6 protein-coding genes and 1 pseudogene are annotated in these 19366 nt (G+C 50.1%); all 7 read left to right on the plus strand.

The window, feature by feature from the left end; translation table 11 throughout:
- The first annotated feature begins 1 nt into the window (after position 1).
- Positions 2 to 1456 carry a response regulator transcription factor gene (locus KZ483_RS09140; RefSeq protein WP_220352332.1) on the plus strand — a complete coding sequence of 485 codons (1455 nt, stop codon included), beginning with the start codon at positions 2 to 4 and terminating at the stop codon, positions 1454 to 1456.
- Between the two features lie 115 nt (positions 1457 to 1571).
- The gene (locus KZ483_RS09145) at positions 1572 to 3272 is read left to right on the plus strand and encodes an extracellular solute-binding protein (RefSeq protein WP_220352333.1); all 1701 of its coding nucleotides are present in this window, start codon (positions 1572 to 1574) and stop codon (positions 3270 to 3272) included.
- Positions 3273 to 3359: 87 nt separating this feature from the next.
- Positions 3360 to 4343: an ABC transporter permease gene (locus KZ483_RS09150; protein WP_258881610.1), complete on the plus strand. Its 984-nt coding sequence runs from the start codon at positions 3360 to 3362 to the stop codon at positions 4341 to 4343.
- Between the two features lie 33 nt (positions 4344 to 4376).
- Positions 4377 to 5300, plus strand: coding sequence for a carbohydrate ABC transporter permease (locus KZ483_RS09155; protein WP_220352334.1), 924 nt, complete (start codon positions 4377 to 4379; stop codon positions 5298 to 5300).
- 69 nt (positions 5301 to 5369) lie between these two features.
- Positions 5370 to 5562, plus strand: a pseudogene (locus KZ483_RS28420) (gfo/Idh/MocA family oxidoreductase); the annotation flags it as partial.
- A 226-nt stretch (positions 5563 to 5788) separates the two neighbouring features.
- A complete protein-coding gene (locus KZ483_RS09160) occupies positions 5789 to 11737 on the plus strand; it encodes a LamG-like jellyroll fold domain-containing protein (RefSeq protein WP_220352335.1) in 5949 nt (1982 codons plus the stop codon).
- Positions 11738 to 12254: 517 nt separating this feature from the next.
- Positions 12255 to 19250, plus strand: a complete 6996-nt coding sequence (locus KZ483_RS09165) for a LamG-like jellyroll fold domain-containing protein (protein ID WP_220352336.1) — start codon at positions 12255 to 12257, stop codon at positions 19248 to 19250.
- Positions 19251 to 19366 lie beyond the last annotated feature (116 nt).

Below are 19366 nucleotides of genomic sequence, written 5' to 3' on the forward strand. Positions count from 1 at the left end.
CATGTTTACGGTATTGATCGCAGACGATGAACCCTGGGTTGTGTACAGGATAAGAGAAATGATCGAGTGGGAAAGGCTCGGCTTTATTGTTATCGGGGAGGCGCACAACGGACTGTCGGCTCTGGAGATCATTCTGGAGAAGAAGCCGGATGTCGTCATTTCGGATATCCGTATGCCTGGTTTGAACGGGATTGAGCTTCTGGAGCAAATCCGGCTCCACGATCTGCGGAGCAACGTGATTATGATCAGCGGATATTCGGAGTTTGAATATGCCCAGAAAGCGCTGCGGTTCGGAGCCTTCGATTACTTGCTCAAGCAGGTCGATAAGGACAAGCTGACCGACGCGTTGGAACGGTTGAAAGCGACGCTCGAGGAGAAGCAAAAAGTGCAAAAAGGACTGGAACTTCTGCTGGACGATCTTTTCGAAATATTCGAGTCCGATGAGAATATGAAGCTGCAGAACTTCTTGTCGAGCCGGGGAATTGACTGCGAATATCCGCACTTCCGGTTCATTAGCTGTTTGTACCAGCATTCATCGTTTCCCGATGCGGGCGACACGCAGCCGGCGATCTCCGGGATCCGTTATTTGCGGTTTCGTACGGGACAGAATAAAGTCTCCTTCCTGATCAATTATGACGAATTGAAGTATCCGACCGGTTTACTTGATTTTATTTCAGATCATTTGTCCGACGCCCGGTGTATCGGGATCAGCGGAATCGGCGTCTATTCTACGCCCGTCGCCAAGCTCTATCAGGAATCGGATATTGCCCTTTGCAGTTTTTTCACCCGGCCTGAAAGCCGAATCCTCGAATACAAACAAGCTGACCATGCCTCTGTCTTGATGGGAACGATCCTGCAAATCGAAGTGGCCGTAAAGGAGCAAAAGCCGGAGCAAGCGAACAGGCTTCTGGATGAGCTAAGCGCCGAATGCAAGGAGCGGTCCATGCAGATCGACCAATTATGCGCGCTGTACAATCAAATCGTGTTGCTCTTTTACAAATATTACAGCAGTACCGACGCAAATTATGAAATCGAATATTTGAACTACGATCAAATCTTTCGCCAGTACCGCTCGGTCGAGGAGTTGTTCGAAAAGCTGAAGGCCATTTTCCGGCAGCAAACCGGAGAAGAGCTGCACATTTCCAATGAAATGGTAAGGAAAATCATCGAATACATCGACTCCAGCTTTACGGAAGATATAATGCTCGTTGATGTGGCAAAGAAGTTCAATATTACCGTCGGATATGTGAGCGCTCTCATAAAGAAGGAAACGGGAAAAACGTATATGGAGTATGTGATGAACAAAAGGCTGAATCTGGCTAAGGAATTACTGCAGGATACTTCGTTGTCCATTCAAGTGATCGTAGATCGGGTGGGGTATCGGGATTATTTTCATTTCAACAAAATTTTCAAAAAGTATTTCGGAATCACACCGGGTAAATTTCGTAAATTGTAGTCTTATCGAAAACTATTGAAAAGCACAAAAAGAGTAAAGTGGAAACATAGGATGCAGGTACGTATGCCGTTATGCTAAAGAAGCAACAACTAATCTATACAGGGGGATTGCGAATATGAAGTTGAAACTGTTTACAACTTTGATGTTGGCCGGGGCCGTCGCGCTATCAGGATGCAGCGCCAACAATTCGGGAAGGGGAAGCACTACCGAACCGACGGAGACGTCGAAAACCGAAACGGCGAAGACCGAGACGCCTGCGGCGCCGGTAGATCTTACTTGGTTCGCTACAGCAGGAGGCTGGAACCCGCCGCAATGGACCACGGAGTCTGGCACCATTATGGGGGAACAGACGAAAAAGACGGGGCTCACCTTTACTTTCAACATTCCGGCACAGGATGCTGATACGAAATTGAATCTGATGATGGTTTCATCGTCGGACGCTTTCCCGGATGTCATTACGACGTTAGGCCCGGATATGGGAAAGAAGCTGGTTGAAGCCGGCAAGGTTTGGGAATTGGAAGAATTCCTTACGAAATACGATCCGGAATCCCATTTGCTCAAAGATTTTCCTGAAGATGTCAAGCAGCAAATGATTAAACACTATGGCGGCTGGTACGCGATCGGAAGCCATATGACCAGCGATGACGCGAGAAAGGTATATCCGCCGTCAAGCGATTACTATACAGATGTAGCGAAGTATGCTGAAAATAAAGGCGTTTTGGTCAATGGGAATATTTTGAAAGAGGCCGGCATTGAACTTTCCGATCTCAGAACCGAGGAAGGCGTGCTCGCGGCTCTTAAGAAGGTAAAGGACATGAATCTGACGGTTGACGGCCAGCCTGTCATTCCACTTCAGATTCACGGCAAAAACTACCATGGCGAAACGCTCCAATTCCTGCATAGATCTTTTGGCGCGATGCCGATTGACAAGGACGGTAAATTTAGAAATATCTACATGTCTCCGGAAAACAAGCATGCCATTCAATTCCTGTTTAAGGCGGCCCAAGGCGGGTACTTCGATCCCGGCCAGATGACAACGGATGATGCGGCGATCGAAGCGAACCTCTTGTCCAAACGTGTGTTCATGTTCATCGGAGGGACGCCCAAAGGCAAATTTGATCAGCTTGATTTCTGGAAGTCGCCCGGTGTGATCTTATCGAGTGAAGGCACAAAGCCGGTGTTCATGTTCTGGTCCGAGCCGGGGCGCGGCTGGATGCAAACGCACATTTCCAAATCGACGAAGGAACCGGAAAAGTTGGCGAAATGGCTTAGCTATGCGACCAGTGACGAGGGGATGACGCTTAGTCACTTCGGTATCGAAGGCGTTGATTACACGAAAGACGACAAAGGTCTCATTACAAGAACGGATAAAGGAATTCAAGCTCTGAAGGACAGCACCAAAACGGCAATGGATATATTCTGGCAATTCACCAATATGGCATTCCTTGAACACGTGCAGCCTGCTCCGACAAAGAGGGAAGGCGCTGGCGGATTGATTGAGATGGAAGCGAAGACCGCTTACGGCAGATCACAGGAAGTCGTTCGATATGATGCTTCCGTACTGGATTTGCCCGGGGACTTCTTTGCACCCGGAAGCGCGAATGTGATGATCCGAAATCAAATCCAGCAATTTTATGAAGCTCAGGTTGCCAAGATGGTGCTCGCGAAGGATGAGGCAATGTTCAACGCACTCTACGACGAGTTTGTCACAAAGATGAAGGGATTGGGTGTTGAAAAACTTGATGCGGCGCTGGACGTAGAACTCCAGAAGAAGTCGAAAGAAATGGGCGTCACGGTGAAAGGCGTAAATTCATAATCGCATGATTTGAACGATGAATAGTGCCGAAGTGCATGTGCCTTTCTCTGCTGCACTTTGGCATTATCATTGCCTTGGGAGGGAGAAATGATGGCGAAGAGCGTCGATGAAGTACACATCCCATCAGAAAGAACGAAAAAAAGCAGAAAATCCTTCAGGCTCGGACACGATCTTCGAACACAGTTGGAGCTCAAGACGATGCTTTGGCCTGCAGTTATTCTGATTACAATATTTGACTTTGTCCCGATGTACGGGCTGTTGATGGCATTCAAGGCTTACGACCCCATCACCGGAATCAAAGGTATTTTTACGAGTCAATGGAACAATTTCGAGAACTTTCTGGGGGTTTTCTACCACTTTGAGTTTTGGCCTATGGTGAAAAATACGCTCGGAATCAATCTCTTGGGGTCGCTGATCGGGATCCCGGTAACACTGATTTTCGGACTGCTGTTAAACGAGATCAGGAATGCTAAGTTTAAATCGCTTATTCAGACCATCACGTATATGCCGCATTTTCTGTCCTGGGTTATTTTTGGCGGATTGTTTATTACGCTGCTCAATCCGGATGGCGGAATGGTCAATTATTTGCTTCTGAAGCTTGGCTTGATCGATGAGCCCATTCTGTTTTTGGGCGAACCCAAATATTTCTGGGGTATCGCCATCGGGACGAATTTATTGAAGGAAATCGGCTGGGGCGCTATTTTGTATTTGGCTGCCATGGCCGGCATCGACCAGTCTTTATATGAAGCTGCCGCCATCGACGGCGCGGGCCGGTTCAAACGGATGTGGCATATCACGCTGCCAGGCATTCTGCCTACTTTGATGATTCTAATCATCTTCGCCGTAAGCGGCATGCTAAACAATAACTTTACACAAATTTATGTCTTCCAAAATCCATTGAACTTGCCGACGAGTCAAGTTATCGATACTTTCGTGTATCAACAGGGGCTTAGACAGTTCCAGTTTGGTTCCGCCACGGCGATCGGGTTGATGAAAGCGGTGTTTGCATTGTTGCTGTTGCTTGGAGCTAACTATTTATCCAAGAAGCTGACAAAATCAGGTTTGTTTTAGACATATACGAATTACTTATAGGAGGTGTCCGTTATGGTCGGGGGCAGGAGCTGGGGAGACCGTATTTTTTCGGCATCGATTGTGATCGTCATGGTCATTGTGATGCTTCTGACATTGTATCCGTTTTGGTATTCGGTCGTGAACTCTTTGAACACAGGCGACGATCTTGTGCGCGGACCTATATTTCTATGGCCGAGGGAATTTACTTGGGCGAGCTGGCAGTCGGTGATGGCGGACCCGGGGATGCTTAAGGCTGCATGGATCAGCGGGTCGCGGACGGTGATTGTAACGGTTGTCTCTATCATGTATACGGCGATGTTTACGTACGCCTTTTCCCGTCCTTATTTAAAAGGGAAAGTAGTGTATGCGGTAATCGGCTTTACGAGCATGTACTTTAGCGGCGGGCTGATTCCTTCCTTTATGCTGATGAATTGGCTCGGGTTGTATGATTCCTACTGGGTTTACATCCTCCCCGGACTTTTTCTCGGATTTTGGAACGTCATTATTTTCAATGCAAATTTCAAGGCGATTCCCGATGCGTTGTTTGAATCGGCCAAGATGGATGGAGCGAATGAGTTCACCATATTCTTCCGAATCGTCGTTCCGTTATCGAAGCCGGTATTGGCCGCACTTTCGGTTTTCACGGCTGTCGGCGTATGGAACGATTACGGAGCGACGCTGTATTTTACTCAATCGCCTCACTTGCAGACGCTGCAATATTTAATCTTAAAGCTGCTTCAGTCGGCTGATGCGGTGAATCAGATGGCAAACATTGCTGGCAACAACAATCCTGCTGTCGCAGAGCTTTACTCCAGAGCGCAAGGCCATGGCATCGTTACGGCCCAAACCCTTCAGCTGGCGGCGATGGTCATCTCGTCAATTCCGATGATTATTATGTACCCGTTTGCGCAAAGGTTTTTTATTAAAGGCGTGCTGCTTGGTTCTATTAAAGGATAACGAGACAATCATGGGGCTGTATGGCCATTAACGCCGGGGACAAGAATACGGTTCGGAACGTAACATTCTGCGAAAGAAATACTGCAAGCGGTTGGGGAAGCAGGCGTGAAGCACATGGTCGGCTTCAATTACCGCTTCACTCCCGCCGTACAGCTTGTAAAGAAGCTGATTCAGGAAGGCAGGACCTAGGAAGGATTAGCATTTCCGCGGCCAGTTCCTGCAGGATGGAATCGTCGATCCGATTTTTTGCATTATTTGGAGGGGGAATGTAAAAGTGCGTGAAAGCGCTATTAGTTTTCTGATTTGCATGTTTAAACAGGAAACAATACTTTATAAGCGAAGTGCAGGCGTAAAGCGGTAAGCATATCTCTGCACAAGCCGCAGGCTTCTTTCTCAATTGCATGAAGGGGGTTTTTTTTTACCCTTAGAAAGTAGCTTTAAGAATTTCAGTTTCCCGTTGATATTATAATTAAATGGAGGAATGCATAATGGTTCAGAAAGGGCTTAGATTTGGAAATAGTCTTAAGCGTATGTTGTCTATATTTGTTTCCATTTGTTTAATGGCAACGTTCCTGCCTGTAGCGGCGGGAGCAGCTGCAGCGGAAACAACGGCTCAATCGTTGATGACGGATTATCAACCAACGATTCAAGAGGTCATCGATGCAAGCGGATTTAAACATCCCGGCATCGGACTTACCAAGGATTTTCTTGAAAATGTGAGGACACAGGTACGGGCGAAAAAAGAACCTTGGAATTCATATTTTAATCGAATGCTATTATCTGGGGCCGCTGCGAAGAACGTCGGATCAAGCATTCAGGGTGCGGATCCAACCAAGCCGAGAACTGTTGCGGTGAATAGTAAAGGCGCTTTTGTGACGGATGGGTTACTCGCGTATACGCAGGCACTTATGTATATTATTACCGGAGACGAAGTCTACCGGGCCAATGCCATGAGAATTATCCGACTTTGGGAGCAAATGGACCCCAATCAATATACGTATTTCACGGATTCTCACATTCATATGGGTATCCCTCTTAACCGGATGGTGACTGCGGCAGAAATATTGCGGTATTCCAGCACACAAAGCGATGCTCTGCAATGGACGGATAAGGATACTGCTGATTTTACGAATAACCTGATTACCCCGATGATTGAAACGTTTATGCATTTTAATGACAAATTCATGAACCAGCATCTTTATCCGCTGCTGGGGGCCATGTCGGGTTATATCTTTACCGGCAACAGAGACCGGTATAATGAGGGAGTCGAGTGGTTTACCGTCAACAAGACCGCTGTAGACCAGGGTCAAAACGGCGCCATTAAATCCTTGTTCAGATTGGTGGATACAAATGCTTTGACAGGAGAGAAAGTGGATCCCCCGGTCGTTCAGCATGTCGAAATGGGCCGGGATCAAGCTCATGGTGCCGGTGACATAACCAACATGGAAATATTAGCGCGTTTATTGCTTGCCCAGGGAACCAAAGTGGATCCGGTAGACGGAACTGCTTCGACAGCGCCGAATGCTGTAGGACCTTACGAATTTCTGGATAACCGCATCTTGAAGGCTGCCGACTTTTTTGGCCGTTTCATGTTGGGTTATGATACGCCATGGATACCTGTCGCGGCGCATACGGATGCCAATGGAAATCCGACTGTTATTTACAAACAACTGAAAGAAGGATATCGGGGAAGAATTGGCGGTAACGTATATGACCTTTACTATTACTATAAATACACCGCAGGAGTAAACATGGAGGTAGAGGCTCCGTACTTTACCGAAATGTTCAACAAAAGACATTATTTCTATTGGGAGTCTCCGGACGGAGGGGCGGATTATTGGCTTTATATCCCTAAAGAGGCCGAAGCCGAGGGTACGCAAACTCTACCGAAACCTGTAACAGATTCAAATTTGCGGGAAATTGAAGATCGATACACCAAATTTGACAATAATTCCACGACAATGCAAGAGGGAGATACTTCTTTCGTCAGGATGACGGCAACGGAAGAGGGAAGCAAAATTGCGCTTGTGGCTTCGAGCACCGGTGAGAAAACCATTGGGTTCAAGATCCGGACCAATGGGACAGCCAAGCTGGAAGTGATTGGTGGAATTAACGATACATTGGCGCTGCCGGACACGAAGGGGCAGTGGCGATATGTGACCTATAAGATGAATAATTTCCAGTTTTTTGGGGACCTTGTTTATTTCAAAGTAAAAGGAGCCGGCACTACGGTCGACATTGACCACATCAATGTAAGCGCAGGAACACAGCTGACGCCGCCGGTGTTCCATGCAGGAATCGCGCCATTAAATTTATTTGTCTATGTCGGTTCTGAGGCACCGGTCAAATTCGATTTTTCGGCAGTAGACGCGAATGCAGCTGATGTCGTATCCTATCAGATCGATAATAAACCTGAGGGCGCTGTCTTGAATGAGAGCACCGGCGCATTTACCTGGAAGCCGACGCAAGCTGGAACCTATTCGTTTGTTGTGAGTGCGTCGGACGGAACCACGGTTGTAATGAAGGACGTTAAGATTGTCGTAACGAATGACCGGAAATCCGCAGTAGCAGCAGTAGTTAGTCCATATAATCCAAATACAAGTTATATTTTGTCAACTTTTGATTACTTTAAAATCGTGTATGCAGATGTAATGAATCAAATCTCAAGCGCATCCGATGATGCTTTCTATCAGCTATTGATTGATTTGAATAGTGCGGTTCAGAGTCTGAAAGAACTGAATCCATTATTACAAGATGGAAGCATGAATTTCCTGGATATGTTTGCAAGTTCCACCTTTGGAACAGCAGTCGCCACCCTTTCGGATAACAATAGTGATAGTTTTGTATGTTTTTGCGTAGCTCAGAATTTGACTCATTACATGGATTTCGGTCCGAATTATAAAATTTCGGCAAATGCCTTCGAGCTGCAGGTAAGAGTCAGTTTTCCTGATCGTATAGGCGGTGCGGCCATCTTCGGATCCAACGATAAATTGAATTGGACAAGGTTAACCCCCGGCCTGACAACGTATACGGAAGATATGCAAAGACTTGAGGTGCAGGACGATCTCAAAAATCAGCAATTCCGCTTCCTGAAAATACAAATCATTGAGCCGGGGCCCACCCCGATTTCAAACATACCAATGCTCGAAGTGGCCGAATTCAGAATCCATGGAGAGCGCCACGATATGGTAACCCAAATTCCGGGAACGATTGCCGAAGCGCTGGCGGAAGCGGCGAAGCTGCCTGCCGAAGATTATACGAAACAAAGCTATTACCTGTTCCAGAAAGAATTGGAATATGTGAAGAGCGCCGTCGGCAACTCCGATTATACCGAGCAAGAGCTGATTAACGAACTTTATGACGCCCGTAATTTGTTGGTGCCGTACACGACGTCGCTGTATTCGTTCGAAGGAAACGCAAAGAATACGTTTGGTTCTTCTTCGTCCACCGATGGAGCCGTGTTTGGAACCGCAGCTTACGCAGCAGGAAAGGTCGGGCAAGCGATCAGCTTGAACGGCACGGATAGCTACATGATGCTGCCGGCAACGCAGCCTTTGTCCGCTTACAACGAGATCACCCTCGCAACCTGGGTGAATTGGAATGGAAGCAGCCAGTGGCAGCGGATCTTCGACTTTGGCAACAATAGCAATCAATACATGTTACTTTCGCCGAGATCGGGCAGTAACAAGCTGCGTTTCGAGATCAAGAACGGCGGCAGCGCGCAAGGTGTGGAAACGGCGCAATTGCCGGCCAATCAATGGGTGCATGTGGCGATAACGCTGGGTAACGGCACGGCGAAGCTGTATGTGAACGGCACGCTGAAGGCAACGTCGAGCGGTGTCACGATCAAGCCTAGCGATTTCCAGCCTGGCTCGAACTACATAGGCAAGAGCCAGTTTGCCACCGATCCGCTGTTTAACGGCATGATCGACGAATTCCGCATATACAATCGCGTCTTGAGCGATGCCGAGATTGGGGCCGTATATAACCAGACAGGATATGGGGCTGACAAGAGCTTGCTCACGTTCTTGCTGGATCAAGCTGCTGCAGCAGGCAATGCCGGCATCTATACGGCTGACAGCGTACAAGCTTTGCAGGAGGCTATCCCTGCGGCGCAAGCTATAGCCTCCGATACCGGCGCAAGCCAGGCTCAGGTTGACGACGCAGCTGACAACTTGCGGGCTGCTTACGATGGTCTGGTTTACCAACCGGGCGTTCCGGCGATCGCTCCTGTCATGGACAAAACCCTTATAGCGGGCAATCAGCTTGCCATAAAGCTTCATCTGTTAAATTCCGTTGCCGGCACCGTATTCAGTGTCAGCGGACTGCCGCAAGGAGCGGTTTTCGATGCGGATAAGAGTACCGTCGTCTGGACGCCGAACAAAACGCAGGGGGGATTCTACAACGTAATCTTAACCGCTGAAGCAAACGGAGGGGCAACTTCCCGCACCGTTAAGCTTACCGTCAAAGGTCAACCGGTCATCGCCCCGGGTGGAACTGTGGAGCTTACTTCTAGACAACCGTTTACGTATCAGGTGAAAGCAACGGATCCTACGGGGATGGCGTTGACTTACAGCGCTGCCAAGCTGCCTTCGGGCGCGGCGTTCGATCCGGTCACGGGCGTGTTCACATGGACCCCGACTCATGCGAATTACGGCGACAACATTGTCACCTTTATAGTGAGCAACGGCTTATATAAGATCAGCCAAACGGTTGATTTAAAGGTCAATTTCGGTATCCTGCCGCCTGATGATTATACCAAGGGCAGTTATTATCTGTACTATAAGGAAGCGGAGCGAATCCTAGCGGCGATCGCTTTGCCTGGTGCCGATAATGATGTGCTTGTCGCTGAACTGATCCAGGCCGAAGGCTTGCTTGTTCGCGTCCCTCTGTCGCTTTATTCGTTTGAAGGCAATGCACAAAATTCATTCGGGTCGACAACCGCTGCTCTTGCCGGAAACGCTGCTTACGCGGCAGGAAGCGTCGGGCAGGCGATCAGCTTGAACGGTACGGACAGCTATGTTGCACTGCCCGCGGCGCATCCACTATCCACCTACGACGAGATCACGTTGACAACCTCGGTGTATTGGAATGGAAGCAGCCAATGGCAGCGGATTTTCGATTTCGGAAACAACACCAATCAGTACATGTTCCTTACGCCGAGATCGGGCGGCAATACGCTGCGTTTCGCGATCAAGAACGGCGGCGGCGAACAATTCGTGGAAACGTTGCAGCTTGCAACGGGGCAATGGGCACATGTGGCGGTGACGCTCGGCGGCGGCACGGCGAAGCTGTACGTGAACGGCGATCTGAAGGCGACCAAAAGCGGCTTCACGATCAAGCCGAGCGATTTTAAACCGAGCAAAAACTATATTGGCAAGAGCCAATTTTCTGACCCGTTGTTCAATGGGATGATCGACGAATTCCAAATTTACAACTATGCCTTGAGCGCGGAAGAAATCCAGGCTGTCATGAACAGTACGGCAACACAGTGGACTGACAAAACTTTAATCCCGGTCTTGCTCGAAGAAGCCGGCGCTGTTGATACCGAGCTGTACAAAGAAGAGAGCTTACAAGCGCTTCAGGCGGAAGTATCGAACGCTCAATCGGTATACAACAATGCAGATGCGACACAAGAAGAGATCGATGCGACGGCTGCAAGTCTGCTTGCGGCGCTCGAAGGGCTGCAGTGGAAAGACATCACTGCTTCACTGGATCCTGCAGCACCAAGCGGTAAGAACGGCTGGTATACGTCCCCGGTCACGGTGACGCTGTCTCCCGCGGAAATTGCAAAATACAGTCTGGACGGCGGAGTCACCTGGGCAGTATACGGCGCGCCTGTCACTCTGGACACAGACGGAACGCATCAGGTTCAGTACCGCCGTTCCGTCAATTCGGGAGAAGCCAAAAATCTGGAGATCAAGATCGACCGTACTGCACCGGTCGTTCAGATAACAGGTGCGGCATCGTACACGATCGACCAGGATGTCGCCATTACGTGCAGCGCGACCGATGTTATTTCGAGCGTATATGGTGCTCCGTGCGGGGCACCGCTGATACAAGCCAAGGCATATACGCTGTCTGCGGGCCAGAATACGGTATCGGTTATGGCAGGGGATATGGCGGGCAATCAGACGGCAGCCGACCACACGTTTACGGTGATGGTCACGTTTGACAGCTTGAAGACCGTGACGAACGTATTCCTGCAGGAGACGAATGCCAAAGCATCGGATTCCATGGCCAAATCGCTGAATCAAAAGCTGGACCATGCGAAAGCTGCGGCCGGCCAAGGAAAAATGGACGCAGCGAAGAGCATGATGGCCGACTATATCAAACAGGTAACGGACCAAACCGGGAAATTTTTCACGCAAGAGCAAGCGGATATTCTGATCCGCTGGGCTCAGATTCTCGTATATCAACCAGGATATGCGGGTTAAGCCGGTATTCGATCCGGCTTCGGATATTCTCATGACTAATGCGCGATATTGGACTTGAAAAAGTCCGTGCAGAAGTAATCAAGCAAGTCCAAGCGTAGCTTGATGCAGGAGGAAAGTAAGCGGAAAGTTTTATCTTGAAGGATGTACAATTAATCAACCCCCCATACTTTTATTAGAAGCATGGGGGTTTCTATTAGGAATGGTGTTGACGATGGAGATCAACTGGAAACAATGTGAAAATGACAATAGCTACAGGTATTCAACACCATCATCTTGATCCGTTTGCGTTGGCTTTTTTCGAGGATTGGCTCGAGCTGGCCGCGCTCACCGGTAACTCTGGCGGGTAATTTCGTTATTTGGCGAGCATGCATATAACATTGAATTCTATTAAAAGGAGAATTTACTTCCGCGGAATATTGGTATGGCGTACTCCGAAAGGGAGGTGAGGCAAGACAAGAGTATACGAAGCAAGATTGGGAAAGAAGAATCACTCAAAAAAAAGGAGGAGAAAAGTCGAATGAAAGGTTACATATGTGACGTATTCAAACGAGTAAAGAAAACGAAACGACAAGCCGGAAGGGTCTTGATTATTCTCTTGATCGCCGCGTTGATTCTACAGGTGATAGGACCGGTGCCGGGCGCGACGGTGCAAGCGGCGGAGGATCCATCCGCGAACGGTTATTTGGACAAGCTTGATTTCGGCAATAACGGTTCTGAAAGCGCTCACAACTTCAAGGACGCCTTTACGAGCGTGATTACCGGTTTCATGGGCGAAACAGCCCGTGTGTCGAATATTCGCGCAGCTGATGGGGTCGGGGGGGAGTTGACTTTTACAATGAAAGTCGATCCGTATCTCCGCAACTATTTCACCGTGAAATTTTCGGGGGAAGAATCGTCCACCTCCAACGAAATGATTCATATTAACGGGGAGCAGATTGGATATACCACTAATGGGGATTATGAACCCATTAACACAGGATGGGTGCTTCCGAACCGCTTTTTTTACAAAACGATCATGCTTCCGCTGGAATCAACGGTTGGGAAGGATACGGTCGAGATCACGATTAAATCCCATCCCTGGAACAGTATGACGACTGAATCAAGGGGCTATTATAATGCCTATACTCATACACAAGCCTATATTCATGCGGATGGGGAAAAGCAGGGCTATAAATTCAAGCCCGATCAGAATCCGGATAACATGCTGGCGCCGGATCTGACGGATGCGGAGAAACAGGCTCTGATCAATGACTACCTGCAAGAGCAGGTTAATCTGTTTAACAATTTATCGGCCAAAGTGGATGGAAGCGCTGGCGGCAAGTTGGCGATCCACAAATATATTGAAGAGCTAAAATTTTACGCCAACGTGTTGAAGTACGATTGGTCTCCGGCGCAGACGCCGGAGGAGAAAAGAGCGGCGCTTCAGCGCATATTCAAGACGATCGATAACCATGTGAAAGATTATTACGGCAATACGAGACTAGTGCTGCGCGGCGGACATCAGGGCGACTGGGGCGGTTATTATATGGCGCTTGGCGAAGCGCTGTACATCGTCGAAAATCTGATCAAAGACGATTCCGTTTATGGGGAAGCAGCGTTTAATGAGTTTCTAGATGAGCCGTTCGTAACCGGAACGACCGAAGGGGAGTATTCTCTTGGGGGAGTGGATTGGGACGGAGGCGAGCTGACGCGCCGTGAAGCGTGGGAACGGGTGATGAAAGCGAACTTCGACTTTGCCCGTGCGCGGCTTTCCTATATTTATAACCAGGTAATTTATACGTACGAAGGTGCGTGGAAATCTCACGAGGGGCTGCGCATCATCGGCTCGCCATTCTTTGAAGGCAAAGAGCGCAGTCACCGAATCCTGCTTGAAACTTTGGGGGTCAAGCCATTCCTGGGCGAAGAGGTGCTGGTTGGTCCCGGCGGCGAAGAACTGGATTTGTATCATTCCCTGTTCAAACATGACGGACAGGCGCAGTTCACGGACGATTTCGTCCACATTGTCGGTAAGGGGCTGGCGGGGAGCAAGCTGGACGCGGAAGGCAACGTTGTTAGAAGACTGCCTTACGGCAAGCATTATACCGGCTTAACCGAGGCTGGACTTACAAGGGAAAACGGTTATGTAGCCAACTACGGCGAGGCCGCCAACTATCTTTTGGTTTATTTCTATAAAACGCTCGGCCACGCCGGCGACGAAGAGGTTAACGACGAAATCCTGAAAGCGGCGCTTACATCCATCCACGCCCGCGGATTTGTCCGTTATCAGTCATTGGATGGCGACGGTAAAAGAATCATGAGAGCGGAACAAGTGACCGATGAGCGAAATCAAAGCTTTACCGGCTTCATGGCATACGGTGCGAGAACCGGCAGAGGAATGAGCTTGCAGTTCGCATCCCTGGAAATGGCGATGGCCGGGAACGAGCAAAGATACAGCGGTCCGGAGTGGGACAAGTACTGGCAATATGCGGGAGAAGCGGTCGGTTTCGTGCAGCAGCAGCTTGCGGATCGCCAGCTGTTGCATGTGAAAGACTTCGGATATAGAGGAAGCATGAGCGGAGTAAATTTTCTGCTTGAAGAAACCTATCATTACATCACGGGAGGCCGGGCCGATTACGGCCGATTCGGCGGTAATGCGATGGCTGGGGTTGTTCTTCCGCAAACGGATTTCGACGTCTACAAACCGGAAGAAATTGCCGCGCTCGGAGTCAATCCGGACGACTATGAGCAGTTTGCATGGACGGATATCGACAATATGTACGTGTCGGTAAAAGACGGCGATTTCAGAATGTTCGGCGAGTTGAATTTCCGCAATCGCGGCATGGCAAGCAACGGACGCCTTCATGTGATCAAAGACAATTACGATCATGTCGTCCAGATCGCCACGAATAACCGATTCAGGTATGAGGATTACTACTTGCGGGCACCTCAGATCGACTGGGATTATCATTCCGGATCGGCGCAAAATTTGAATTGGACCGGTGCGCCGCCGGTGCTGGTAGGCGAAGCTGTGCCAGCTTCTTATCAGCCGGGCGTAGGAACGATTAACCGCGACAACTTTGAATTTGACAATCCTTACAACAATTATCCGGAATTGTCAACGTCAAGGTACGGCAAGTATTTCATGATTTTCAACACGACCCGTGACGTATACGGCAACGAGACGACATCCGAGGTAGAGCTGCCGGCCGACTTCTCGGGCAGCGAGGTGCTCGATCTTGTCTCGGGGACGAACATTGCGGTCGTTGGCGGCAAAGTGAGCGTTGCTCCAAAAACGGCAATGGTGTTAAAATTGACGTCGGATTTCGAACTCGCTCCGAAGCCGTTCCATGTTGACTTTGTCCATGCGCTTGCAGGGAACGGTTATGTCGGCATCTCCTGGAAAACGACTTCAGGCGGGCAATCCTACACGATTAAACGTTCGGAAGCGGAAGACGGACCCTATGAGATTATCGCTGAAGGGGTAACCGGCAATTTCTACAAAGACACAACGGTTCAAAACGGTAATGTGTACTACTATAAAGTTGCGGCCGTCAACAAGAACGGAGCGGGCTGGGATTCCTGGCGCGCGAAAACGGATGTGTCGGTGCCGATATCCGGTAATACCGATGAGGCGTGGCGCGACGACCGGATCGGGACCACGGCAGGCAACGCAGTAATCGACGGATCTTCCGTAGCGATCGATGCTGTCAACGGGACAGGCTTCGGTCAAGGAGACGACTCCCATATTTACAAGCGGGATATTAACGATTCGCTGCATTTTGTAAGCCGGGTCGCTGCCGGCAGCAGCTCCGTCAGTGCGAAGATCGACAGCGCTTCGGGAGAAGCGAGCGGCATTATGATGCGCGACCGGCTCACGAAGGACAAAGCCCGCTACATCTATTTCGGTGCGAACGAGAACGGCGACCTTGTGCTGCAAAACCGCACGAGGGTCTCGCTCGCTCAATTTTCGATTCCGGTCGCAAGTCCGCTAAATGCGAATATTAAAGGCTACACCGCAGCAGAGTATCCGTACGTCAAACTGATGCGCGATCATGATTCGCAGACCGTTTATGCGTTCGTATCCAAGGATGGGACGAATTGGACGTATGTGACGAAGATGTCTACCTTGCTGCCTTATGCGTACTATACGGGAGTCGCCGCAAGCGATCAGGCGCAATTCAGCGAAGTCACGGTGACGGAAACGCCGCAAGGCATCGTTACTCCTTTCACCTCCAGAGTGAAGGATCAGGTAACGCTGCACTGGAACAAACCGAAGCAAGCCTCCTGGTTCAACGTATATCGCACCTATGATGAAGAGGCGAGCTTGACCGATCCGGTATTCAAGGCAGGCACGACCGAGCTGGAAGACGGCTCCCCATGGGAGAAGGTTCTCACGGGTACCAGAACGACGTCATTCCAGGACGTCTTACGGTTTGGCAGTGCACATTATAAGGTGATGGCTGTTCACGGCGACGGTTCTCCGCAACCGTTCTCGGCCACTGCAAGCGCTTTTGCGGATTCGATTGACATCGTGCTGGAGGATGCGGAGAGCTTGCCGGCTTCCGACTATACGAAGGCGAGCTATTATCTGTTTCACAAAGAATTGGACCGTATCAAAGCTGAAATGGCGCGCCCTGAAGCAGACGAGAAAGCGCTGATTGACGCCATCCATGATGCCCGGAGCTTGCTCGTTTCGGTCAGAACGCTGCTGGAGAAAGTGAAGATGGACCCTTCAATGGTCAGAGCCTCGGAGAAAGGCTGGAATAACGACAATATCTCCGAGGAGCAAAACGGGTGGTATATGTTTGACGGTAATCCCGATACGATTACTCACACCAGGTCGGCTGTAAGCTGGGTGGACGTCGACTTCGGCGCAGGTAATGAAAAGGTGATCGACACCCTCCGCTATCTACCAAGGAGAACGCATGTCAGCCGTGTCAACGGCACCGTATTTAAAGGCTCTAACGATGGCGCAACTTGGGTTGATCTGTATAAGATTCCGACGACGACGGAATACAAGTGGTACTCCGCCCTCAATTCGGACACGACGCCATATCGATATATCCGCATTTATGACGATCATAACGGCTTCGTAAACTTTGAAGAAATCGAGTTCCTTGAAATCGGCATTGACAAGACGCTGCTCGCGCACTTGCTGGATGAAGCGGCGGCAGCGCAAGAAGCCGGCATCTATACGGAAGAAAGTTTGCAGTCGGTCGTGCAGCACGCTGCTGCGGCAGCTGCGGTACACGATAACCCGGATGCGACTCAGGAAGAGATTGATATCGCGGATAGCAATCTGCTGGCTGCATTCAAAGGACTGAAATATATTCCGGGCATGCCGGTTCTTCAATCCCTTGCAGACAAGACTGTCATTGCAGAAAACACGCTAACATTCAAGGTTCAAGCAGTCAATGCGGTTACGGATGTCGTATATGGGGTGAACGGTCTGCCCGAAGGAGCATCCTTTGATGCGGCCGCTCAAACGTTCGTCTGGACGCCGGGCAAAGAACAGAGCGGCGTGCATACCGTAACCTTTACTGCGACGGCCGGTGAAATGTCTTCTTCGAAAACAATCAAAATCACAGTCAAAGGACAGCCGGTTATTGGTCCCGATACTACGGTGGAGCTGACGGCAAAGAATGACTTCAGCTATCAGGTTCCGGCATCCGATCCGACTGGCGAGCAGCTGGTTTACAGCGCCGCGAATTTGCCCGCAGGGGCAGCGTTCAACGCGGCGACCGGCGTATTCAGCTGGAAGCCGGGCCAGGCCGATTACGGCAGCCATTCGGTAACCTTCACCGTGAGCAACGCCAATTATTCGGTCAGCCAGACGGTGGCGTTCAAGGTGAAGCTGGGTATCCTTTCGGCTGAAGGCTATACGAAGGGCAGCTACTACCTTTATCTGAAGGAAGTTGCACGTATCGAAGCGGAGATGGCGAAACCGGGTGCCGACAAGGCGCAGCTTGCCGCTCAGCTTGACCAAGCGGAAAAGTCGCTTGTTCCCGTTCCTCTCTCGCTCTATGCGTTTGAAGGAAATGCGAATAATTCGTTCGGGTCGTCCGCATCCGTATTCGGAGCCCCGGTCTACACGGAAGGAAAGATCGGACAAGCGATCAATCTGAACGGCACCGACAACTACGTCAAACTGCCTTCGACGCATGCTCTGGCCGGTTACAATGAGATCACGCTGGCAACCTGGGTGCATTGGAAAGGCGGCAATCAGTGGCAGCGTATCTTCGACTTCGGAAACAATACGAATCAGTTTATGTTCCTTACGCCGAGATCGGGCAATAATACGCTCCGTTTCGCGGTCAAGAACGGCGGCGGCGAGCAGATCACACAAACCGCGCAGCTTCCGGCGAATCAATGGGTACATGTGGCGGTGACGCTCGGCGCGAATACGGCGAAGCTGTATGTGAACGGCGAGCTGAAGGCGACGAATACCAATACGACCATCAAGCCGAGCGATTTTAAGCCGGGCGTCAATTACATTGGCAAAAGCCAGTTTAACGATCCGTTGTTCAATGGGATGATCGACGAATTCCGCGTCTACAACTACGTCCTGAACGCGGACGAGATTAAGGCCACCATGAATAACACGGCGAACTGGATTGACAAAACGTTAATTCCGATCCTGCTGGAAGAAGCAGCGAAGGTCAATGCCGAGCTCTACACAGAGGAGAGCGTACAAGCGCTTCAAGCGGAAGTATCGAATGCACAATCGGTCTACAATAATGCAGCTGCAAACCAGGCCGAGATCGATGCCGCATCCGCAGGGCTGCTTGCCGCACTTAAAGGACTGCAGTGGAAGGATGTAACGGCGTCCGCAGATCCTGCAGCTCCAAACGGCAAGAACGGCTGGTATACGTCACCGGTCACGGTGACACTGTCTCCGGCGGCAATTGCGGAATACAGCCTGGACAAGGGCGTCACCTGGGCTGTCTATAGTGCGAATGTAACCCTGGATCAAGAGGGAACGCATCCGTTTATGTACCGCCGTTCCGTCGAATCGGGAGAAGCTCAAACGCTGGAGATCAAGATCGACCGCAGCGCACCCGTAGTTCAGATAACGGGCGAGGCGTCGTATACGATCGACCAAATGGTGACCATTACATGCAGCGCAACCGATGTTGTCTCGAGCGTATACGGTTCGCCGTGTGCGGCACCGCTGGTGCAAGCGAAGGCGTATACGCTGCCGGCCGGTGAGAATACGGCAGCGGTCACGGCGGAGGACATGGCGGGCAATCAGACGACGGCAACCCATACCTTTACGGTGACGGTCACATTTGACAGCTTGAAGACCGTGACGAACACCTTTATGCAAACGACCGGCTATAAGGGTTGGGAAACTGTTGCTAAGTCGTACCATCAAAAACTCGATCAGGCCAAAGCTGCAGCCTCCAGAGGTAAAATAGACGCGGCCAGGAGCATGATGGCCGACTATATCAAACAGGTAACGGACCAAACCGGGAAATATTTCACGCAAGAGCAAGCGGATATTCTGATCCGCTGGGCACAGATCGTAATCTAGCTCAAACGGAATTTCTCGGGTGTCATCTGGCGAAAGCATGACCAGAGGCCCCAATCTCGATTTTGAGGTGAGGGGCCTCTCTTCATTAAGCTTTAAGAGCTATGTGGGAGGTTATC

It is taken from the genome of Paenibacillus sp. sptzw28, from assembly GCF_019550795.1.
In the GTDB taxonomy this organism is placed as follows: domain Bacteria; phylum Bacillota; class Bacilli; order Paenibacillales; family Paenibacillaceae; genus Paenibacillus_Z.

What these genes read in the sequence shown, in the direction of transcription:
- KZ483_RS09150 (WP_258881610.1), top strand. Translation starts at nt 3,360, where the DNA reads ATGATGGCGAAGAGCGTCGATGAAGTACACATCCCATCAGAAAGAACG.
- KZ483_RS09140 (WP_220352332.1), top strand. Translation starts at nt 2, where the DNA reads ATGTTTACGGTATTGATCGCAGACGATGAACCCTGGGTTGTGTACAGG.
- KZ483_RS09160 (WP_220352335.1), top strand. Translation starts at nt 5,789, where the DNA reads ATGGTTCAGAAAGGGCTTAGATTTGGAAATAGTCTTAAGCGTATGTTG.
- KZ483_RS09165 (WP_220352336.1), top strand. Translation starts at nt 12,255, where the DNA reads ATGAAAGGTTACATATGTGACGTATTCAAACGAGTAAAGAAAACGAAA.
- KZ483_RS09145 (WP_220352333.1), top strand. Translation starts at nt 1,572, where the DNA reads ATGAAGTTGAAACTGTTTACAACTTTGATGTTGGCCGGGGCCGTCGCG.
- KZ483_RS09155 (WP_220352334.1), top strand. Translation starts at nt 4,377, where the DNA reads ATGGTCGGGGGCAGGAGCTGGGGAGACCGTATTTTTTCGGCATCGATT.